Consider the following 20,886-nt stretch of genomic DNA (forward strand, 5'->3'; position numbering starts at 1 on the left):
GGTGTGTGTTGCTCTGCCATCGATCCTCCGGCCGGTTCCGGGCCCACCCCGTCGGCGTACCGGCTGCACCCGGGGGGCGGGACGGCCGACCGCCCCGTCGGCCGATCGGTTGATGCGGGGCTGGTCCCCCCGGGTCACCATGGGGACGTAGGCACGTCGTCAACAGGACGTACGCGCAGGTCAGCGAAGAGGCGGGCAAGGGTGCAGCACACATGGCAGGAGCACCGGGACCCCGACGCGCGCTGGCTCGCCCCCGTGATGCACATGGCGTTCTTCCTGCTGCTCGGCTCCTCGCTCGCCAGGTTCCTGCTGCGCCACCCCGGCGAGGCCCGCACTCCGTGGATCATCGCGCTGAGCATCGTGCTGGCTCTGCTGTACGTCCTCGGGCCCGTGCTCGGCCCGACTACGGGGCCCGGCGCCGCCCGTCCCGCGGCGCGGCGGCTCGTTTGGCTGTCCGCGGTGGTGGCGGTGTGGATGGTGCTGGTGGTGCTCGCGCCGAGCTTCGCCTGGTGCGCGGTGCCGCTGTTCTACACCGGGCTGCGCACGCTCCCGCCGCGCGCCGCCCTGGCACTCGTCACGCTGCTCACCGTCTTCGTGGTCACGGCGCAACTCCAGCTGGCGGGCGGCGACTTCGACCCGAACCTGCTGCTCGCACCGCCCGCAGTGGCCGCCGTCGCGACCGCCGTCTTCCTCTATATGCAGCGCCAGGACGCCCGCCAGCGCACCCTCATCGACGACCTGATCCGCACCCGGCGCGAACTGGCCGCCACCGAGCGGCGCGAGGGCACCCTCGCCGAGCGGCAGCGGCTCTCCATGGAGATCCACGACACCCTCGCGCAGGGCCTGTCCAGCCAGCAGATGCTGCTCCAGGCGGCGGACCGCACCTGGAGCACCGACCCGGACACCGCCCGCCGCCATGTCCGTACGGCCGGGAGCATCGCGGAGCGCAACCTCGCCGAGGCCCGCCGCTTCGTCCACGACCTGGCCCCCGCCGACCTGGCGGAGGGCGGCGGCCTGGAGGAGGCGCTGCGCAGGCTCGCCGGCCGCGAGTCGGCGGCCTTCCGGGTCGACGGGACGGCGGTCGCGCTGCCGGACCGGGTGCAGTCGGCGCTCCTGCGGATCGCGCAGGGCGCGCTGGCGAACGTACGGGAACACGCGGGCGCCCAGGCCGCCGCGCTGACCCTCACCTACCTCGGCGACCAGGTCGTCCTCGACATCGCCGACGACGGCCGCGGCTTCGCACCGGACCGCGGCGCCCCCGCCGAAGGCGTCCGGGGGCACGGCCTGCCCGCGATGCGCGCCCGGGTGCAGCAGCTCGGCGGCACCCTGACCATCGAATCCGCCCCCGGCGAGGGCGCCGTACTGTCCGCCGCGATCCCCCTGGAGCAGACCCCGTGACCTCCTCGCCCCCCGTCCGCATCCTGCTCTGCGACGACCATGCGGTCGTACGCGCCGGGCTGCTCGCCCTCCTCGGCAGCGAACCGGACATCGAGGTCGTCGGCGAGGCGGGCAACGGCGAGGAGGCCGTCGCCATGGCCGCCAAGCTGAAGCCCGACGTCGTCCTGATGGACCTGCAACTGGGCGAGGGCATCGACGGCGTGGAGGCGACCCGCCGCATCGCGGCGATGCCCGCAGGCGGGCCGCACGTCCTGGTCCTGACCACGTACGACACGGACGCCGACATCACCCGCGCCATCGGGGCGGGCGCGACCGGCTACTTGCTGAAGGCGGAGCGCCCCGAGGAACTGTTCGCGGCGATCCGCTCCGCCGCGCAGGGCCGCACCACGCTCTCACCGCCGGTCGCCAGCCGGGTGATGGCCCGGATGCGCGGCACCCGGCCGCCGACCCTGACGGAACGGGAACTGGACATCCTGGGGCAGCTCGCGCACGGCCTGGGCAACCGCGAGATCGCCCGCGCGCTGTTCATCAGCGAGGCCACGGTCAAGACCCACCTGGGCCGGATCTACGACAAGCTGGGCGTCGACACGCGGGCGGGCGCGGTGTCGGTGGCGAAGGAGCAGCGACTGCTGTCGTGAGCGACGCCAGGCGGTCCTGATCGGCGTCAGAACTCGCTGGATCGGCGTCAGAACCCGCTGGTGTCCAGGTCGAAGCCGAGCGGGTCGGGGAGCGGGATCTTCTCGGACAGCTTGTACGGGACTTTGCTCCCGTAGTCGTCACCGGCGGGCTCCGTGCACAGGACTGCCCGCTCGGCCTCCCGGTCGATGAGCAGGTAGACCGGGATCCCGGCGCGGGCGTAGCCCCGGATCATTCAATTCGAATACGGGCAGTGCCATGGCGGACCTCCTTCGCGCAGAGCGATGCTCCCAGCGTAGGCCGAAGCGCTGCGTCGGAACTCGAAATCGTTCGCCCGAACGCGTGAAGAGGAACGTTTCCGCAGGTCAGAACCGGGCCGTGCAGACCCACCCGGCCACCGTGACACCATCGAACCGTGCTCGATATCGGCTACTCCCTCTCCCGCCGCTTCCCGGACCCCCCGCAGACCGATTACCGGCGTGCGGACGTCCGTGACCTGCGGCACGACCTGTTCTGCGGTGACGTGTACCTCGCGGACACCAGGGCGGACCGCGAAGTGTCCACAGCCTGGGGATGGGTGCCCGTACTCGACTTCGCGTGGGCGCTGTGCGACATCGTCGAGCAGCTCGACCAGGACCCGCGTGGCAGCCGCTCCGCCAAGCCGCAGTTCGCCGAGCTGGACTTCACGGAGTCCTCGGACCACATGTTCTTCGAGCGGCGCTTCGGGTGGGTCGACATCGCGGCCGACTGGATGACGACCGACGAGCCCCCCATCACCTTCGGCCACCGGCTGCTGCGCCGCGAGGCCCGCGACTTCCTGCACGACCTGATCGCCGACCTGACCGACCTGCACGACGGCCTCGCCGACAACCCGGCGATCTGGACTCTCCAGGCCCGCTTCCCCCGCATCCCCTCCTGAGCACCGGCCGCCTACGCCCCCGGACCCGCCACCTTCACACCCATCTGCGCCGCGAACGCCGGTGCCAGGTCGAGCAGTTGGGACGGGCTGATCACCGAGCCCGTCAGCCGGTCGAGGCCCCGGGCGATGTCCAGCTCCGCGACCGTACGCAGGTCGACGTCCACCATCGTGGCGGCGGAGAAGTCCGCGCGCCGGATCACACAGTCGCGGAACTCGACCCGCTCCAGGCGCGCGCCGCCGAAGTCCGGCTCGACCAGGACGCAGCTCTCGAATACGACGTCCTTCAGCCGCGCCGTACGCAGGTTCAGGTAGTCGATCTTCCCGCCGCGCACCAGCACCCGCTCCAGCACCGACGCATGCAGCTGGACCCCGCCCAGCCTGGCGTCGATCAGCTCCACGTCCCGCAGTGTCGCCTCCGCCAGGTCGGTGCCGACCCCGCACACCCCGTCGAGCACCGAGTCCATGATGCGGGCCCTGCTCAGCCTGGTCTCGTCCAGCGCGACGCCGTACATCCCACAGTCCATGAAGCGGGCGCCCCGGCCCTCCTGGCCCGCCAGGTCAAGATCCCGGAACTCGATTCCGTCGTAGTCCCCCTCCGATTCCAGCGCGCCGTCCTCGAACGGCGCGAGCGACGGCAGCCGCACATCGGCGCGCCGCACGGGCCGCACCACCGGGGCCTTTTTCGCCGCCGTGCCGCTCTTCGTTCGCGCGCTGTCGCTGCTCGTCTTCCGTGCCATCGCCATCCACCCACTGTGGACCATGGCACTGACAAGCCGGTCCCGAGCCGGGTCCTGAACCGGGTCCTGAACCGGATGACCGTCACACCGGTGAGAGCGACCACCGACGTTCGGATCACCGACGTTCAAGGGGACACCCGCATGCGGGCGCTGGAGACCCGCGGCACGGTGGGCAAGGTGGCCCTGATCCCGTAGGCCCGCGAGCCCGGGATTCGGCCTCGCCTGCTACCCGCTCACCCGCGGCGGCGACCGGGAGAGCACCTGGAACCCGGCCACCTGGCTGCGCGCCCGCACACACCACGGCTGAGCGCCCGCGCCAGCACACCTGGCCACCGCCACACCTGGCCACCGCCACACCTCGCCACCGCCACACCTCGCCGCCACCCCGCCTGACCACCACCACGCCATTGCCGCACCCCGGCATTGCCGCACCCCACCTCCGCCCGCTAGCGTCCCCGCACCACCGCTGATCAGCAGCTGAGCAGAAACGGAACGCAGGGACATCATGAGCACCGTCAATGGCGGCATCTCCTTCTGGTACGCGAACGAGGGCATCCCCGCCCCACGCGAGCCGCTGCCCGGAGACGCGACGGCCGACGTCTGCATCGTCGGCGGCGGATACACAGGGCTGTGGACGGCGTACTACCTCAAGAAGGCCGTCCCCTTCCTCAACATCACCGTCCTGGAAGCCAAGTTCTGCGGCTACGGCGCCTCCGGGCGCAACGGCGGCTGGCTGTACAACGGCATCGCGGGCCGCGACCGGTACGCGAAGCTGCACGGCCACGACGCTGCCGTGCGCCTCCAGCAGGCCATGAACGACACCGTCGACGAGGTCGTACGGGTCGCCGCCGAAGAGGGCATCGACGCCGACATCCACCAGGGCGGCGTACTCGAAGTCGCTTACACGCCAGCCCAGTTGACCCGCCTCAAGGCCTTCCACTCCGTGGAGACCGCCTTCGGCGAGAAGGACCGCCTGCTGCTCGGCGCCCGTGACACCGCCAAGCGGATCAGGGTCACCGGCGCGGTCGGCTCGGCCTGGACCCCGCACGGCGCACGTCTGCACCCCGTGAAGCTGCTCAAGGGCCTCTCGGCGGCCGTCGAGGCACTCGGCGTCACCATCCACGAGTCGACGCCGGTCACCGAGATCAAGCCCAAGCACGCCATCACCGCGTACGGCACGGTCCGCGCCCCGTACATCCTGCGCTGCACCGAGGGCTTCACCGCGAACATCAAGGGCCAGAAGCGCTCCTGGCTCCCGATGAACTCCTCCATGATCGTCACCGAGCCGCTCCCGCAGTCCGTCTGGGACACCATCGGCTGGGAGGGCCGCGAGAACCTCGGCGACATGGCCCACGCGTACGTGTACGCGCAGCGCACCGCCGACGACCGCATCGCACTGGGCGGACGTGGCGTCCCGTACCGCTTCGGATCGCGCACCGACAACGACGGCCGCACCCAGCCCGCGACTATCGAGGCACTGCGCGAGATCCTGGTCCGCTTCTTCCCCACCACGGCCGGGATCCACATCGACCACGCCTGGTCGGGCGTGCTCGGTGTCCCCCGCGACTGGTGCTCCACGGTCACCCTCGACCGCTCCACCGGCCTCGGCTGGGCGGGCGGTTACGTCGGCAGTGGCGTCGCGACGACCAACCTCGCGGCCCGTACGCTCCGCGACCTGATCCAGCAGGACTCCGGCCAGAGCGGCCCGACGGACCTCACCACACTGCCCTGGGTCGACCACAAGGTGCGCAAGTGGGAGCCGGAGCCCTTCCGCTGGCTGGGCGTCCAGGGCATGTACGCCGCCTACCGAGGCGCCGACCGCCGCGAGGCGGCCGGACACGACACCCGCACGGACCGCGTCGCCCGCATCGCGGACCGGGTGGCGGGCCGCCACTGAGCACGGGCGGGCCCCGGCCGTACGCACAGGCGACGGCCGGGGCTCGCGGCTACACCGTCAGCACCACTTTGCCCACGGTCGCGCGCGCCTCCAGTGCGGCGTGCGCGTCGGCGGCCCGCTTCAGCGGGAACCGCGTGACCAGCGGAACGAGTGTGCCGTCGGCCGCCGCCGCCAGCGCCCGCTCCACCAGCTCGCGCGGGCCACCTGCGGGCACCATGTTCGGCCCGATCGCCCAGGTCGCGGTCAGCTGCCGCTCGACGAGGTCCTTGGTGCTGATCTGCGTCGGCTCCCCGGTGGCCCAGCCGAACAGCAGGAAGCGCCCACCGGGACCCAGCAGTTCCAGCCCCTGCCGCCCGGGCCCGCCCCCGACGCCGTCGAGAACCACACTCACCGCCCGCTCCCCCAGCGCCGCACGCACCTGTGCGGGCCAGTCGGCGTCCCGGTTGTCCACCGCGACATCGGCGCCGAGTGCCAGGACCCGCGCCACCTTCACCGGGCCCCCGGCCACCGCCACCACCAAGGCACCGGCGCCGCGCGCGGCCTGCACGAACAGGCTGCCGAGCCCACCGGCCGCCGCCATCACCAGGACGGTGTCACCGGCGCCGAGCCCGGCGACCCGCAGGATCCCCTGGGCAGTGGCGCCGGTGGTGACGGCCGCCACCGCGAGGTCGTCGTCCAGCCCGTCGGGCAGCGGGTGGAGCGATGCGACGCCGGTGACAGCCCGCTCGGCGTACCCACCCTCATCGGCGTCCAGCTGCGCCACGACCCGGCGCCCCAGCCACCACGCGTCGACCCCCGGCCCCAGGGCCCCCACCACACCGGCGACTTCCGCGCCGGGGGTGGCCGGCAACGCGGGCGGGGCGTGCGGCCCCACCGTGATGCCGCGCCGCAGCATGATCTCCAGCAGATGCACACCGCTCGCCCGCACATCGATCCGCACCTGGCCGTCGGCGGGGACCGGGTCCGGGACCTCTTCGTAGGTCAGATTCTCGGCGGGCCCGGTGGCGTACAGCCGTATCGCGTGCATGGGGGCGCTCCTTGCTCACCCGCCCGTGCGGCGGGGTGGAGCAGCGACTCTCCCTCCTCAACCGCACTTGAGATCAAGGAAGGGAACGTCGTTTGACCGATGGAGCCCCCTGTCGGATTCGAACCGACGACCTCCGGTTTACAAGACCAGCGCTCTCAACCAACTGAGCTAAGGGGGCATCGCGCACGTTCGAACCGTATGCGAAAGCCTCCTCACTCTACACAGCGCCCGATTCCACCAGCCAGGAACTTGCGTGCGCCCGTGTCCTCACAATCTCCAGTTCGTTGAACGGACTGGTGTGCTGTTCCGAAGATCGGACGGGTGAAGATCAGATGGGTGGGGTGTGATGGCGGACTCGACGGAGAGACCCGTCCGCGTCACCGGCTCCGAGGCCGAGCGGGTCAAACGTGAGTTGCTGGGCATCGCCGACCGGCGCAAGCACCATGATCGCGCTGCCATCCCTTTGAAGCGCCGGGCCAGAACGCCCGGAGTGCAGCAGCGCGCGTACCGCTTCCGCTTCTACCCCTCCCAGCAACAGGCCGAGCAGCTGGACAAGACCTTCGGCGCCTGTCGTTGGGTCTACAACGAAGCGCTCGAACTGCGGACGAACGCCTGGGAGACGTACCGCGTGTCAGTCGGTTTCGCCGAGACATGCCGATCCCTGACGGGCTGGCGACAGGCGGAGGCGACCTCGTGGCTGCAAGAGGTGTCAGCGACCGTATTGCAGCAGTCGCTGCGGCAGCTGGACGGGGCGTATACGCGCTTCTTCCAGGGGGCGGCGAAGTATCCGACACGGAAGAAGAAGCGCCGATCACGAGATGCGGCGACGTACACAAGAGCCGGTTTCCGGTGGCTGGAGGATCCGGAACAGCCGGGGACCGGCCTGGTTTCTCTGGCCAAGCAGACCGAGCCACTGAATGTGCGCTGGTCGCGTGCGCTGCCGCCCGATACAGCGCCGGTGAAACTGACAGTGTCGCGAGACCGTGCGGGGCGGTTCTTTCTGTCTGTTCTGGTGGAGGAGCTGATCGGGCAGCTGCCTCCGGTGTTCCTGCCGTCCGGGAATGAGCCGAAGGCGGTGGGGCTGGACCTTGGTCTGGTGTCGCTGGTCACGCTGGACGACGGGACGAAGCTCGACCATCCCCGGCTACTGAAGAAGTACGAGGACGAGCTGGCCCGGTTGCAACGTCAGCTGCACCGCAAGCGGAAGGGGTCACGGAACCGGGAGAAGGCAAGGCTCAGGACAGCCCGGCTGTACGCACTCATCGGCGATGTCCGCAGGGACATGCTGGATCAGTTCACGACCCGCCTCGTGCGCGAGAACCAAGTGCTCGTGGTGGAGGATCTGGCCGTTGCCAATCTGTTGCGCCCCGCGGTCGGCGATGGGCGGCGGCGGAAAGCCGGACTGAGCCGGTCGATCATCGACGCTTCGTGGGGCGAGCTGCTGCGCCAACTGCGCTACAAGAGCGCGTGGTACGGCAGGACGCTGGTCATCGTCGACCGGTTCTTCCCCTCCACACGGCGCTGCTCGGCCTGTCATGCGAAGGGGGCGCGGCTGGCGATGTCGGTGCGGGTGTGGACCTGTGCCGAGTGCGGTGTGGCGCATGACCGGGATGTGAATGCCGCGGTGAATCTCCGGGACGAGGGGCTGCGTTTGTACTGGCTGGTGTCGGCGGCTCTGCCGCCGGGCAAGAAGCCGCCGCCGGTGATCGAGGGGTCAAGGTCGGCGGAATGCCTGCCGACTGCCTAGCAGCAGTACGGACCGACGGGCCGTCGGCCGCAATGCCTGTGGAGCCGGCGTAAGACCGGCTGGACGTGGTTCTTGAGGACCGCGCCCGGCCGGCGGTGGGTGTCGAAGCAGGAAGTGCCACCGGCGAGGGCGGCGGACCCGCGTTGCGGGCGAGGTCAAAAGTGCGGTGCTCTGGCTCTGTGAGGTCGGCCGGGGAACTTCACCGACTCAGGACTACTGACAGAAGCCAAAAGGCCAGGTAGCGTCACGGACAGTTCACTCTGGTGGACTAGACCCATTCTCCTTCCACTCGGATCGTCCGGCACGTTCCTGCCGGTAGAAGGGATCAATCACCATGGCCACTGTCGCTTTCGACAAGGCAACCCGGGTCTACCCGGGCTCCACCAAGCCCGCGGTCGACGCGCTGGAGCTGCACGTGGAGGACGGCGAGTTCCTCGTCCTCGTCGGCCCCTCCGGCTGCGGCAAGTCGACCTCCCTGCGCATGCTCGCGGGTCTTGAGGACGTCAACGGCGGCTCCATCCGCATCGGTGAGCGTGACGTCACGCACCTGCCGCCGAAGGACCGGGACATCGCCATGGTGTTCCAGAACTACGCGCTGTACCCGCACATGTCGGTCGCCGACAACATGGGCTTCGCGCTCAAGATCGCCGGCATCAACAAGGCCGAGATCCGCAAGAAGGTCGAAGAGGCCGCGAAGATCCTCGACCTCTCGGACTACCTGGACCGCAAGCCGAAGGCGCTCTCCGGCGGTCAGCGCCAGCGTGTCGCGATGGGCCGCGCCATCGTGCGTGAGCCGCAGGTCTTCCTCATGGACGAGCCGCTGTCGAACCTCGACGCCAAGCTCCGCGTCTCGACCCGTACGCAGATCGCGTCGCTCCAGCGCCGCCTCGGCATCACCACGGTGTACGTCACCCACGACCAGGTCGAGGCCATGACCATGGGCGACCGGGTCGCGGTACTCAAGGACGGTCTGCTCCAGCAGGTCGACTCCCCGCGCAACATGTACGACCGCCCCAACAACCTCTTCGTCGCCGGCTTCATCGGCTCCCCCGCCATGAACCTGGTCGAGGTCCCGATCACCGACGGCGGCGTGAAGTTCGGCAACAGCGTGGTGCCGGTCTCCCGTGACGCGCTGTCCGCCGCGGCCGACAAGGGCGACACCACCGTCACGGTCGGCGTCCGCCCCGAGCACTTCGACATCGTGGAGCAGGGCGGCGGCGCGGCCACGACGCTCTCCAAGGAGACCTCGGACGCCCCGGCCGGTCTGGCCGTCACCGTCAACGTCGTCGAGGAGCTCGGCGCAGACGGTTACGTCTACGGCAGCGCCGAGGTCAACGGCGAGCACCAGGACCTGGTTGTCCGCGTCGACGGCCGCGCCGTCCCGGCCAAGGGCGCCGTGCTGCACGTCGTCCCGCGTCCGGGCGAGACCCACGTCTTCTCGACCTCGACGGGCGAGCGCCTCAGCGACTGACGGCCGAGGGCCGGGCGGCAGTCGGTACGCGCCGCCCGACGCCGCTCCGGTGGCACATCCACTCCGTAGGGCCCCGTACCTCGTGCGGGGCCCTACGCGCGTGTAGCCAAATACCCCGGCATACCGGGCATTTCGAGCAGCGTGCGTCAACACGGGATTCGAAAAGAGACATCGAACCATCGCCCACGAGAGTGACTAAATGTCGCCAAATCATTACGGGCCGCTACGCTCACTCGCGTGACCCACACAGCCCGCCGAATCGGCCGAACTCTCGCTCTCGTCCTGCCCGTCGTCCTGGTCCTCTCCGGGACCCTGGCGGTCACCCGCGTCCCGTGGTCCACGAGCGGGTCCGAGACGCAGATCCTGACCGCCTCCTCCGAGGAAGTCAACGTACGCGCCAAGTCCCGCGCCCCGCAGGACGTCCTGCGCGACAAGCTCCTCCTGGAACTCCAGGAGAAGGACCCCGCGGTCGCCCTCACGCACCTGCAGCGCGAGATCGAGCGCCGACCCTCGCTCACCGAGCACTGCATGTCGATCGCCCGCGCCCTCGGCCGTGCCGCCGTCGGCCACTACGGTCCCACCCGCGCCCAGTCCTTCTCCCGCCCCGTCTGCGACACCTCGTTCGCCTCGGGCGTGGCCCACCAGGCCGGCTGACCGGGGACGGCCACCGACCGAGCGAGCAGCCGATCCGGGCACCGGGGCACCCTCCGCGGCCCGCCGCATATCGTGCCCCGTATGACTACGTATCCGACGCAGGCCGTGATCCTGGCAGGTGGCCAGGGCTCGCGGCTGCGGCCGTACACCGACGATCGCCCCAAGCCGATGGTCGAGATCCCCGGAACCGGGACCCCGATCATCGGCCATCAACTCGCCTGGCTGGCCGCCGAGGGCGTGACCGACGCGGTCGTCTCCTGCGGCCACCTCGCCGACGTACTCCAGGAATGGCTGGACGGCGCCGACCTGCCGCTGCATGTGACCACCGTGGTGGAGAACAAACCCCTCGGCCGCGGCGGCGGCCTCAAATACGCCGCCGCGCACCTCCCCCACCCCGAGCTCCCCTGGTACGCGACCAACGGCGACATCTGGACGCGCTTCTCCCTGCGCGAGATGGCCGCCTTCCACGCCGAGCGCGACGCCACCGCCACTCTGGCCCTCGCCCGCCCCCGCATCCCGTGGGGCGCCGTGGAGACGGACGCCTTCGGCCACATCACCGACTTCATCGAGTCGCCCCCCTCGCCCTACCTCATCAACGCGGGCGTGTACGTCTTCTCAGCGGCCTTCACAGCGCTTCTCCCGGACCTGGGGGACCACGAACGCACCACGTTCCCCCGGCTGGCCCGAGAGCGCCGCCTGGCGGGCTTCCCGCTGCCGCACGGCGCGTACTGGCGGGCCATCGACACCGCGAAGGACCTCACCGAGGCGGCCAAGGAGCTGGCGGCGGCCCGCGGTTGAGGGATTTACGTATGTACGACCCCGGGACACCCGGAGTGTGAGCGGCAAAGGCAGCGGGCCCGGCGCGCGTAGTGCGCGCCGGGCCCTCTCCCTGTCCTGCGGTCCTGCGTGGCGTTGCCGGTCAGCCGAGCAGGCCGCCGATCACCCTTCCGCCGCCGCTGCCACCGCTGCCGCTGCCTCCGGTGCTGCTCCCGCCGGAGCCGCCTCCGCCGGTGCTGCCGCCGCCGGTGGTTCCGCCGCTCGTCCCGCCGCTGCCGGTGCCGCCGGTCGACGTCGGGCCCGCGCTGGTGGTGGGCGCCTGCTGCGGCGGTGCGGGCTGTTGCCGCGGCGGGGGCGGCGCCTGGCCGGCCGTGGCGCCCTGGGTCTGGCTCGGCTGCCGCTGGGGGTCGGTGGCGGCTCCCGGCGCGGTCTGACGCGGCGCTCCGGGCGTCGTGCCCTTGGCTGCGGGGGCCGCGGAGCCGCTGGCGGTCGGCGCCGGCCTGCTGCTGCCGGGGGTACGCGAGGAGCCCGTGGAGCCGGATTCCTGCGGGAGCGGGGCGCCCGGCAGGTAGTTGGTCGGGTCGTCGTTCGGTCCAGGCACGGTCACCATTTCCGAGGAGCGGACGGCGCCGCCGAGCATCGAGCCGACCAGCAGTGTCACACCGACGACCAGAGCGGCGACGATCGTGCCGCGACGCAGGACGCGCCGCCGCAGTTCCCACAGCTCGGAGCGCGGACCGAGCTTGCGCCAGGCCTCGCCCGCGAGCCGCCCGTCGACCGAGTAGACCGGTGCGCCCGCGATGATCAGCGGGCTCCACGCGGCGAGGTAGATGATGTCGGGGGCGTCGTACGCCGGGACGGTCTTCCAGCTCACGGTCACGACCAGCGCGACCGAGAGCAGCGTCCCGACACACGCGGCGACCCGCTGCCACAGGCCGAGCACCGTCAGCACACCGACGACGACCTGGAGGAACGCGACGGTCAGGCCGGAGCCCACCGGGTGGCTCACCGCGAAGTCCCGCAGCGGCCCGGCGATGGTCCACGGGTCGAGCGACGTCAGCCACTTGACCATCGAGCCACGCTTGCCGCCGTCGAAGTACACGGGGTCGCAGAGCTTGCCCATGCCGGCGTAGATGGAGATGAAGCCGAGGAACACCCGGAGCGGCAGCAGCACCACTCCAAGATTTATCCGCCGCCCGGGGTAATAGGCGTGCCGGACCACGTCGGCACCGTGCCGCTGACCGCCCGCCCGGTCGCGCTCGTCGAACTCCTCGTCGTCGTAGGGCTCTTCGCCGTCCGTGTCGGAGTCGTCGTACGCGCCGACGGCCTGCCGCGTCCGGGGCAGCATCGCCGTCCTGGGCGGCTCGGAGCCGCGCGGGCCCACGACGGACGGGATCGCCTCGGTGTCCTCGCCCACGGAGATCCGGGGGATGACCTGCGTGGCGCCCGCGTCGTGACGACCGGCGCCACCACCGCGCGCCTCGGCGGTGTTGCGTACGGCCTGGAGCAGTCCGGTCGCGCCGAGATCCCCCGGTTCGGATCTGCCGCTCCATACGACGGGCGCTCGGCGGCGCACTCCGGCCGCGCCACCGGCGGTCGCGAGCAACGCCGTGTTCGCCATCCCACTGCCCGCGCCGCCCGCACCCGCATAAAGCGGGGCGGGGCGCCGGCTCGGGGCGAGCTGCACGCGGAAACTGGCGTGGTTGACGATGACCTGCGCTGGGTCGCAAGGCACCTTGACCATGCTCAGGGCGGGCTGATCGTCGAACCCGGGTGTTCTGGTGTCCACACTCATCTAACCGAGTGATGTGTGTTTAGGACACTGCCTTGACGCAGCCGATCTGTCCGAGACCCGTCAAGACCCCCTTACCGGGCAAAACACCCGGCCCCGGCCGACGCGTCACCCGGACGCCGCGCCGCCGCCGGGCCGGGCACCCGGACGGTCTTACGCCAGGTGCCCGTCCCGCGTTGCGCCAGGCGCCGCACGCGCATCACTCCTGCGTGGCGCGTCTCACATCGCGTACGACCGAACGCCGCGTACAGGTACGCCGCACACGGCCCCACGCCAGGTAAGACCCGCCCGCGCCTGCCCTACGCCCTGCGCTTCGCCGCCTCGTACAGCACGACGCCCGCCGCGACACCCGCGTTCAGGGACTCCGCGCTGCCCGCCATCGGGATCCGCACCAGGAAGTCGCACGTCTCGCCGACGAGGCGGGACAGGCCCTTGCCCTCGCTGCCGATGACGATGACGACCGGGCCGCCCAGCGCCTCAAGCTCCTGGACCTCGCTCTCGCCGTCCGCCGCGAGGCCGACGACCGCGATGCCCGCCTTCTTGTACGCCTCCAGGGCGCGCGTCAAGTTGGTCACCTGGGCCACCGGCGTACGGGCGGCCGTACCGGCCGAGGACTTCCAGGCGCCCGCCGTCATACCGGCGGCGCGCCGCTCGGGGACGACCACGCCGTGACCGCCGAAGGCGGTGACGGAGCGGACGATCGCGCCCAGGTTCCGCGGGTCGGTGATGCCGTCGAGGGCGACGATCAGCGGGTCCTCGCCGGCGTCGTGGGCACTGACCGCGAGGTCCTCGGCGTGCGCGTACTCGTACGGCGGGACCTGCAGGACGAGGCCCTGGTGGTTCAGGCCGTTGGTCATCCGGTCCAGCTCGGGCCGCGGTGCCTCCATCAGGTGGATGCCGCCGCGCTCGCCCGCGAGCTGGAGTGCCTCACGGACGCGCTCGTCGTTGTCGATGTACTGCTGTACGTACAGCGTGGTCGCCGGGACGCCGTCGCGCAGCGCCTCGAAGACCGGGTTGCGGCCGACGACCATCTCGGACGTGCCCTTGCCGCCGCGCCTGGGGGTGGGACGCCGGGTGGCCTTGGTGTTCGTCTTGGCCACCGCCTTGGCTACGCGGTTCTTCTTGTGGCCCTTGCGGTCGCCGGCAGGCGGGGTCGGGCCCTTGCCTTCGAGCCCCCGGCGCCGCTGGCCACCGCTGCCGATCTGCGGGCCCTTCTTGTTGGACGTGCGGCGGTTCTTGCGTTGGCTGTTCCCGGCCATGACCTACCTGTTTCCTGAAGCTTCGATGCGTGCGTGCGAATGTATGTATTTATGCGTAAGTGAAAGTGTGCCGCCCGGCAGGCCGGGCGGCACATGCTGTGCTCCGTGAGCGGCTGCTCAGCGCGGTCCCAGCGTCCAGCGCGGTCCCGTCGGGCTGTCCTCGATGACCAGGCCGGACTGCTGCAGCTGATCGCGGATCGCGTCGGCCGCCTCCCAGTCCTTGCGGTCGCGGGCCGACTGGCGCTGGTCGAGTACGAGCCGTACGAGCGTGTCCACGACCCCGTGCAGGTCCTCGCTCTGGTCGCCGGACGTGCCCGCCCAACGGTCGTCGAGCGGGTCGAGGCCGAGGACGCCGAGCATGGCCCGTACCTCCGCCAGCCGGGCGATCGCGGCTTCCTTGTCGTCGGCGGCCAGCGCGGAATTGCCCTGCCGCACCGCTGTGTGGATCATCGCGAGCGCCTGCGGCACGCCCAGGTCGTCGTCCATCGCGTCGGCGAAGGCCGGCGGGACCTGCTCGGCGGGCTCCACGACGCCCCCGGCCTTCTCGGCCACGCGCTGGATGAAGCCCTCGATGCGCGCGAAGGCGGACTCCGCCTCGCGCAGGGCCTCCTCGCTGTACTCGATGGTCGAGCGGTAGTGCGGCGTACCGAGGTAGTAGCGCAGGACGATGGGGCGCCAGTTCTTGACCATCTCGGACACGAGGACCGAGTTGCCCAGCGACTTCGACATCTTCTCGCCGGCCATCGTGACCCAGTGGTTGTGCACCCAGTACTTCGCGAAGTCGTCACCGAAGGCCTTGGCCTGGGCGATCTCGTTCTCGTGGTGCGGGAAGATCAGGTCGATCCCGCCACCGTGGATGTCGAAGGCCTTGCCCAGGTACTTGTGGGCCATGGCGGAGCACTCCAAGTGCCAGCCGGGACGGCCGCGGCCCCACGGCGTCTCCCAGCTCGGCTCGCCCGGCTTGGCGCTCTTCCACATGGCAAAGTCGCGCTGGTCGCGCTTGCCGGTCTCACCCTCGCCGGAGGGCTGGCGCAGGTCGTCCAGGTCCTGGTTGGAGAGCGCCAGGTAGTCGTCGTAGGACCGCACGTCGAAGTAGACGTTCCCGTCGGCCGCGTACGCATGACCGCGCTCGATGAGGCCGCGCATCATCTCGATCATCTCGGGGATGTGGCCGGTGGCGCGCGGCTCGTAGGTGGGCGGGAGGCAGCCCAGCGCGTCGTAGCCGTCGTTGAAGGCGCGCTCGTTCTCGTACCCGATGGCCCACCAGGGGCGGTCGAGCTCGGCCGACTTCACGATGATCTTGTCGTCGATGTCCGTGACATTGCGGATGAACGTCACGTCGTAACCGCGGTACTCCAACCAGCGGCGCATGATGTCGAAGTTCAGCCCGGACCTGATGTGCCCGATGTGCGGGGCAGCCTGCACCGTGGCGCCACAGAGGTAGATCGAGACACAGCCCGGGGTGAGCGGGACGAAGTCGCGAGTCTGCCGGGCGCTGGTGTCGTACAGGCGAAGAGTCACCACACCAGGGTAGTGCGCCCACCACAGTGCCCCGCGACTCTTTGCGAGCCGCGGGGAACGGGATTTCCCGGTCGGATCCGTTCGGATCCGGCTCAGATGCTGCCGACGATCTTGCGCGCGCTCACCCGGACGACCACACGGGCGCTGTCGTTGACCGACGACGGGTTGAATTCCACATACTTCTTGCCGGCGTACTTCATGGCCAGCTCGTCGATGAGCTCCTGGCCGCCGTCGGTCGTCATCTCGACCGTGCCGCGGATCTCGGCGTAGGTGTACGGGGAGTCGAAGGGCTGAAACAGGACCGTCACCCGGGGGTCGCGGCGCAGGTTCTTCTCCTTGCGGCGGCCGAGGGTCGTCGAGAACAGCACTTCGTCCCCGTCGCGCTTGACCCACACCGGCGAGACCTGCGGGCTGCCGTCGGGCTGGATGGTGGCGACGGTGATGAAGACGGGGGTGTCGAGCAGTGCCTTGAGCTTGTCGGAAAGTTCGGCTGCCATGGGGGGCCTTCCATAAGGGGAGGGAGAGCGAGCTGTGACTGACAGCGATAGGCGTACCCGCTGGTGCGCCGACGCATCGCACCGGCTCGTTCTTTCAGCCTGTACGGACCACCCGGGCCGAACTTCGATCCGGGGGCCGTTGGGCTTCCACCCGGGCCGCGTTTCAGCCCGTACGGACCACCAGGGCCGTGGCGATTGCCGCGAGGCCCTCGCCCCGGCCGGTGAATCCGAGCCCGTCGGTGGTGGCGGCGGACAGCGAGACGGGCGCGCCGACCGCGGCCGAGAGCACCTTCTGCGCCTCTTCGCGCCGCTTGCCGATCTTCGGCCGCACGCCGACGACCTGCACCGCGACATTGCCGATGCCGAAGCCCCCGGCGCGCACGATCCGCGCGGCCTCGGTGAGCAGGGTGATTCCGGACGCGCCCGACCACTCGGGGCGGCCGGTGCCGAAGTGCTGCCCGAGGTCGCCGAGGCCGGCTGCGGAGAACAGCGCGTTGCAGGCGGCGTGTGCGACGACGTCGGCGTCCGAGTGCCCGGCCAGGCCGGGTCCCTCGCCCTCCCACAGCAGGCCCGCGCACCAGAGTTCACGGCCCTCTTCGAAGGCGTGGATGTCGGTGCCGATCCCCACCTGCGGCAGCGCGGGGAGGACGGTGGGGCCTGGGTGGACGGTGGGGTGGGGAGCATCGGTGGGGTGGGGATCAGAAGCCATCGTTGGCCCTCCTGCGGGCGAGTACGGCCTCGGCCAGGACCAGGTCAAGCGGCCGGGTCACCTTGAACGCCTCTTCGTGGCCGGGAACGACCACGACCCGCACGCCGAGCTGTTCGACCATCCCGGCACAGTCCGTGGCGCCCTCGCCGTGCGCCACGCCCTCGCGGCCGGCCGCGAACGTCTCGTGGGCGCGGACGAGCGTGGCCCGGTCGAAGCCCTGCGGGGTCTGTACGGCGCGCAGCAGGGCCCGGTCGGGGGTGGCCACAACGGGCTCCGGCTGGCCCTTCTCGCGGGGCTCGACCTGCTTGACGGTGTCGGCCAGCGGCAGCGCGGGCACCACGGCGGGCGCGCCGTCCCGTACCGCTTCGATGACCGCGTCGACGGTGTCGACGGGCACCAGCGGGCGGGCCGCGTCGTGCACCAGGACGGTGGTGATGTCGGCGGGCAGCGCGTCGAGCCCCAGTCGTACGGACTCCTGGCGGGTCTCGCCGCCCGGCACGACGACGAAGTCGGTGCGGTCGGGCAGCGCGTGCTCGTCGAGGAGGTTCTTGACGGTGGCGGCGTCGTCCGCCGGGGCCACCACGACGACGAGCGAGACGGCTCTGGAAGCAGCCATCGCCCGTACCGCGTGGATCAGCATGGGGGTGCCGCTCAGCGCGCGCAGCGCCTTGGGCGCGCCGGGGCCGAGCCGTATGCCGCGGCCGGCGGCGGGGATCACGGCGGCGGTGCGGCGGCTGGGGTCACGGCCTGTGGTGGGGCGCGATTCGTCCAGCGATTCGTCTGTCATCGATAGCTCCCGGGCCGGTGGCGTCTCGTCCCCCGGACTGGCACGGACAGGTTTGGGTCAGCCAGGTTTGTGCTCGCGGCCGACGTGGGTATGGCCACAAGCGTGCCGGGCGCGACGCCTTGACCGGCCCCTTCCGTGACGACCGGTCGAGGCAGCTGCCACGGGCCCGGCACACCAGAAATCCAGGGGATGTGGGGGTACGTAGGTACGTATAGGCATGAATATGCCGCAGCGCCCGGCAACAAGGGCTGGTCGGCCTTGTCAGCGGGCACCACGGCATTGCTGAGCACAGAAGGAGCAACCTCCTGTGCTCGGGTCAGGACGCGAGGACCTCGTCGAGCAGGGCCTCGGCCTTGTCTTCATTGGTGTTTTCCGCGAGTGCGAGCTCACTCACGAGGATCTGCCGCGCCTTGGCGAGCATGCGCTTCTCACCTGCGGAAAGACCACGCTCACGCTCACGACGCCACAGGTCGCGCACGACTTCGGCGACCTTGATGACATCACCGGAGGCAAGCTTTTCGAGATTTGCTTTGTAGCGCCGGGACCAGTTGGTCGGCTCTTCGGCAAACGGTGCGCGAAGCACCTCGAAGACCCGCTCCAACCCTTCCTGGCCGACCACATCGCGCACGCCCACGAACTCCGCATTGTCCGCAGGCACACGAACGGTCAAGTCGCCCTGAGCGACCTTGAGCACCAAGTAGGTCTTGTCCACGCCTTTGATCTGGCGAGTTTCGATAGCCTCGATCAGCGCGGCCCCGTGATGGGGATAGACCACGGTGTCGCCAACCTTGAACGTCATGTGACAGGTACCCCTTCCGTGGCTATCCAGAGTAACACGGATGAGGCTTCTTCTGAATGACGTTTTCGCAGGTCAGGGCATATCTCGGGGCTTGACAACAGCAACAGGAACGTGCTGCGGAAGGCTTCCGGAAGGGGGTATTCGCAGGTCGGAGCGGCTGTGCGGGGCGAGAGAAACGCGTAAGGTACACGCACCGCAGACCCCCCAACGGAGGACTAACGTCCCGGTTTGCCTGGTTCGGAACGGTGAACTTCGGCTACTCCGTTCGGCGATCGGTCACCCGTACGGCCCGAATCCATAATCGATCACCGATGCGGTGATCGGTGCGGCGATCGGTGCGGTGATCAATTCCCCGGACCGGCTCCCCGGCGGCTTCTCGTCCGCCTTCACGCCGCCTTCACAGCGCCTTCCGGCCGCCTTCCCGCCGCCTTCCCACCGCCTTCCCGCCGCCTTCCGGCCGGGCCCGGAGTCCGGGGTTCCGTACCGCCATACATTCCTTACGGATAATCCGCACTCGGGTCGCACTCTTGCTACGCCCCGGATATGTGAACGGCGTACAAAGCAGCGAGCCGGGTCGACCTCCCCGGTGCGGGTGGGCGGGGTGGGGCGGGTCGGGTGCAGGCACGGGCGGACGGCTCGGTAACCTAAGCGCGAACCTAAGCTCGCTGACACACCCTTGGGGCGGCCACGCACCGCGCCCCTGACCGGTCCCACGCCCTCCGTACGTCCGAATGTCTAAGAGGAGATGCCGCCGCCGTGAGCCGCAGCCATCGACGCGGTGCCATCGCCGCGACCGCCGTCGTGTTCTCGATCGCCTCACTCGCCGCCTGCGGTGCGGGCAACGACGCGCAGACGCTGGGGGTCAGGCCGGACAACGCAGCGGCCGCCGTCGACGACATCAAGATCCAGAACGCCACGATCGTCACGCAGCCGGAGCCCGGCGCCGAGGGCCCCGCGGCCGTCACCGTGACGATCTTCAACAACGGCGCCAAGGCCGAGACCCTGGAGTCGATCGGCCTGCCGGGCACCGACGCCAAGGTGAAGCTCTCGCCGGCCAAGGGCAAGGGCCCGGTGTCCATTCCGGCCGGCGGCTCAATCGTGCTCGGCGGCAAGGGCAACGCCTCCGCCGTCATCGACAAGGGCGCCGAGGCCGCGAAGAACGGCGACGCCCAGCCCATCGTCTTCCAGCTCAGCGACACCGGGGCGGTGAAGATGCGGGCGTTCGTGGTGCCGGCGAAGCACGACTTCAAGGACGTCGGCCCGTCGGCGCTCCCCGAGCTGCCCGCCACGAAGCCGTCAGGATCGGCGACGACGAGCCCGTCGGGCAGCCCCACGGGCTCGCCTTCCGGATCGCCCTCGGAGGCCGCGTCCGGCGCCGCGGGCGCCTCGACGACCACCGGCCCGTCGGGCGGGGCTTCCGCGTCGCACGCCGCGGGCGCGGGCGCGGGTCACTGACCGCATCTCACTGACCGCGTCACTACCGACAGCGGTACGCAGTACGCATAGGGGCGCCCCGCCGGATGATTCCGGTGGGGCGCCCCTATGCGGTACTGGTCGCGTACGGGTCGCGTACGCACGCTCTTTACGGCTCGAACTTGTACCCCAGGCCACGCACCGTCACCAGATACCTGGGCGCACCCGGGTCCGGCTCGATCTTGGCGCGCAGGCGCTTCACGTGGACGTCGAGGGTCTTGGTGTCACCCACATAGTCCGCGCCCCAGACCCGGTCGATCAGCTGCATACGGGTCAGCACACGGCCCGCGTTCCTCAGCAGCATCTCCAGCAGGTCGAACTCCTTCAGGGGCAGGTCGACCTTGCCGCCCGAGACGGTGACCACGTGGCGGTCGACGTCCATCCGGACGGGACCGGCCTCCAGGGCCGCCGGGGAGGCCTCCTCCGGCTCGCCGCGGCGGCGCAGGACCGCGCGGATGCGGGCGACCAGCTCCCGGGAGGAGAAGGGCTTGGTGACGTAGTCGTCGGCTCCTATTTCCAGACCGACGACCTTGTCGATCTCGCTGTCCTTGGCCGTCACCATGATGACCGGGACATTGGAACGGCTGCGCAGCTGGCGGCAGACCTCGGTGCCGGGCAGGCCGGGGAGCATCAGGTCGAGAAGTACGAGGTCGGCGCCGTTGCGCTCGAACTCGTCGAGTCCCTCGGGGCCGGTGGCCGCGATGGCGACCTCGAAGCCTTCCTTGCGGAGCATGTACGACAGGACGTCGCTGAAGGATTCCTCATCCTCTACGACGAGCACTCGGG

The 20,886-nt window shown here is 70.4% G+C and carries 20 protein-coding genes and 1 tRNA gene; 9 read left to right on the forward strand and 12 right to left on the reverse strand.

Annotated features, from left to right (window positions below):
- Window positions 1-258: 258 nt before the first annotated feature.
- Together ABCR94_RS01705 and ABCR94_RS01710 are read left to right on the forward strand one after the other, a co-directional pair.
- Window positions 259-1,398 (forward strand): sensor histidine kinase, encoded by a 1,140-nt coding sequence (locus ABCR94_RS01705; protein WP_347118424.1) that lies wholly within the window; start codon window positions 259-261, stop codon window positions 1,396-1,398.
- Window positions 1,395-2,036 (forward strand): response regulator, encoded by a 642-nt coding sequence (locus tag ABCR94_RS01710; protein WP_347117151.1) that lies wholly within the window; start codon window positions 1,395-1,397, stop codon window positions 2,034-2,036. The genes ABCR94_RS01705 and ABCR94_RS01710 overlap by 4 nt, the downstream gene beginning before the upstream one ends.
- A gap of 47 nt (window positions 2,037-2,083) precedes the next feature.
- Here ABCR94_RS01710 and ABCR94_RS01715 read toward each other — a convergent pair whose 3' ends face one another.
- Window positions 2,084-2,269: a PDDEXK family nuclease gene (locus ABCR94_RS01715; protein WP_347117152.1), complete on the reverse strand. Its 186-nt coding sequence runs from the start codon at window positions 2,267-2,269 to the stop codon at window positions 2,084-2,086.
- Between the two features lie 180 nt (window positions 2,270-2,449).
- Between ABCR94_RS01715 and ABCR94_RS01720 the strand changes: the two genes are divergently transcribed.
- On the forward strand, window positions 2,450-2,953 hold the full coding sequence (locus ABCR94_RS01720) for a hypothetical protein (RefSeq protein WP_347117153.1): 504 nt from the start codon (window positions 2,450-2,452) through the stop codon (window positions 2,951-2,953).
- Between the two features lie 11 nt (window positions 2,954-2,964).
- On the opposite strand, the gene ABCR94_RS01725 is transcribed toward ABCR94_RS01720, so the two are convergent.
- Window positions 2,965-3,690, reverse strand: coding sequence for a pentapeptide repeat-containing protein (locus tag ABCR94_RS01725; protein ID WP_521976427.1), 726 nt, complete (start codon window positions 3,688-3,690; stop codon window positions 2,965-2,967).
- 505 nt (window positions 3,691-4,195) lie between these two features.
- Between ABCR94_RS01725 and ABCR94_RS01730 the strand changes: the two genes are divergently transcribed.
- On the forward strand, window positions 4,196-5,587 hold the full coding sequence (locus tag ABCR94_RS01730; RefSeq protein ID WP_347117155.1) for an NAD(P)/FAD-dependent oxidoreductase: 1,392 nt from the start codon (window positions 4,196-4,198) through the stop codon (window positions 5,585-5,587).
- Between the two features lie 49 nt (window positions 5,588-5,636).
- Here ABCR94_RS01730 and ABCR94_RS01735 read toward each other — a convergent pair whose 3' ends face one another.
- Complete coding sequence (locus ABCR94_RS01735) at window positions 5,637-6,614, reverse strand: zinc-binding dehydrogenase (protein ID WP_347117156.1); 978 nt, start codon at window positions 6,612-6,614, stop codon at window positions 5,637-5,639.
- Window positions 6,615-6,714: 100 nt separating this feature from the next.
- Window positions 6,715-6,792 (reverse strand) — tRNA-Thr (locus ABCR94_RS01740).
- Window positions 6,793-6,960: 168 nt separating this feature from the next.
- Here ABCR94_RS01740 and ABCR94_RS01745 point away from each other — a divergent pair.
- The 4 genes from ABCR94_RS01745 to ABCR94_RS01760 all read left to right on the forward strand — a co-directional run bounded on the left by ABCR94_RS01745 (window position 6,961) and on the right by ABCR94_RS01760 (window position 11,284).
- A complete protein-coding gene (locus tag ABCR94_RS01745) occupies window positions 6,961-8,361 on the forward strand; it encodes an RNA-guided endonuclease InsQ/TnpB family protein (protein ID WP_347117157.1) in 1,401 nt (466 codons plus the stop codon).
- A gap of 334 nt (window positions 8,362-8,695) precedes the next feature.
- Window positions 8,696-9,832, forward strand: a complete 1,137-nt coding sequence (locus ABCR94_RS01750) for an ABC transporter ATP-binding protein (protein WP_347117158.1) — start codon at window positions 8,696-8,698, stop codon at window positions 9,830-9,832.
- Window positions 9,833-10,069: 237 nt separating this feature from the next.
- Complete coding sequence (locus ABCR94_RS01755) at window positions 10,070-10,486, forward strand: hypothetical protein (RefSeq protein ID WP_347117159.1); 417 nt, start codon at window positions 10,070-10,072, stop codon at window positions 10,484-10,486.
- 81 nt (window positions 10,487-10,567) lie between these two features.
- Window positions 10,568-11,284 carry a nucleotidyltransferase family protein gene (locus ABCR94_RS01760; RefSeq protein ID WP_347117160.1) on the forward strand — a complete coding sequence of 239 codons (717 nt, stop codon included), beginning with the start codon at window positions 10,568-10,570 and terminating at the stop codon, window positions 11,282-11,284.
- Window positions 11,285-11,405: 121 nt separating this feature from the next.
- Here the strand turns inward: ABCR94_RS01760 and ABCR94_RS01765 are convergent, their stop codons facing one another.
- From ABCR94_RS01765 to ABCR94_RS01795, 7 genes are all read right to left on the reverse strand, one after another.
- On the reverse strand, window positions 11,406-13,058 hold the full coding sequence (locus ABCR94_RS01765; RefSeq protein WP_347117161.1) for a DoxX family membrane protein: 1,653 nt from the start codon (window positions 13,056-13,058) through the stop codon (window positions 11,406-11,408).
- A gap of 296 nt (window positions 13,059-13,354) precedes the next feature.
- A complete protein-coding gene (gene rlmB, locus ABCR94_RS01770; RefSeq protein ID WP_347117162.1) occupies window positions 13,355-14,314 on the reverse strand; it encodes a 23S rRNA (guanosine(2251)-2'-O)-methyltransferase RlmB in 960 nt (319 codons plus the stop codon).
- Window positions 14,315-14,431: 117 nt separating this feature from the next.
- Window positions 14,432-15,835, reverse strand: coding sequence for a cysteine--tRNA ligase (cysS, locus tag ABCR94_RS01775; protein WP_347117163.1), 1,404 nt, complete (start codon window positions 15,833-15,835; stop codon window positions 14,432-14,434).
- A 92-nt stretch (window positions 15,836-15,927) separates the two neighbouring features.
- The gene (locus ABCR94_RS01780) at window positions 15,928-16,332 is read right to left on the reverse strand and encodes a PPOX class F420-dependent oxidoreductase (RefSeq protein WP_347117164.1); all 405 of its coding nucleotides are present in this window, start codon (window positions 16,330-16,332) and stop codon (window positions 15,928-15,930) included.
- Window positions 16,333-16,495: 163 nt separating this feature from the next.
- Window positions 16,496-17,041: a 2-C-methyl-D-erythritol 2,4-cyclodiphosphate synthase gene (ispF, locus tag ABCR94_RS01785; protein ID WP_347117165.1), complete on the reverse strand. Its 546-nt coding sequence runs from the start codon at window positions 17,039-17,041 to the stop codon at window positions 16,496-16,498.
- A complete protein-coding gene (gene ispD, locus ABCR94_RS01790) occupies window positions 17,031-17,828 on the reverse strand; it encodes a 2-C-methyl-D-erythritol 4-phosphate cytidylyltransferase (protein WP_347117166.1) in 798 nt (265 codons plus the stop codon). The genes ispF and ispD overlap by 11 nt, the downstream gene beginning before the upstream one ends.
- A 316-nt stretch (window positions 17,829-18,144) precedes the next feature.
- Window positions 18,145-18,627, reverse strand: coding sequence for a CarD family transcriptional regulator (locus ABCR94_RS01795; protein ID WP_283522107.1), 483 nt, complete (start codon window positions 18,625-18,627; stop codon window positions 18,145-18,147).
- A 756-nt stretch (window positions 18,628-19,383) separates the two neighbouring features.
- Between ABCR94_RS01795 and ABCR94_RS01800 the strand changes: the two genes are divergently transcribed.
- Window positions 19,384-20,082 carry a copper chaperone PCu(A)C domain-containing protein gene (locus ABCR94_RS01800; RefSeq protein WP_347117167.1) on the forward strand — a complete coding sequence of 233 codons (699 nt, stop codon included), beginning with the start codon at window positions 19,384-19,386 and terminating at the stop codon, window positions 20,080-20,082.
- 127 nt (window positions 20,083-20,209) lie between these two features.
- Here ABCR94_RS01800 and phoP read toward each other — a convergent pair whose 3' ends face one another.
- Window positions 20,210-20,881: a two-component system response regulator PhoP gene (gene phoP / locus ABCR94_RS01805; protein WP_521976429.1), complete on the reverse strand. Its 672-nt coding sequence runs from the start codon at window positions 20,879-20,881 to the stop codon at window positions 20,210-20,212.
- Between the last annotated feature and the right edge of the window lie 5 nt (window positions 20,882-20,886).

This window comes from Streptomyces changchenzhani, assembly GCF_039766235.1.
In the GTDB taxonomy this organism is placed as follows: Bacteria; Actinomycetota; Actinomycetes; order Streptomycetales; family Streptomycetaceae; genus Streptomyces.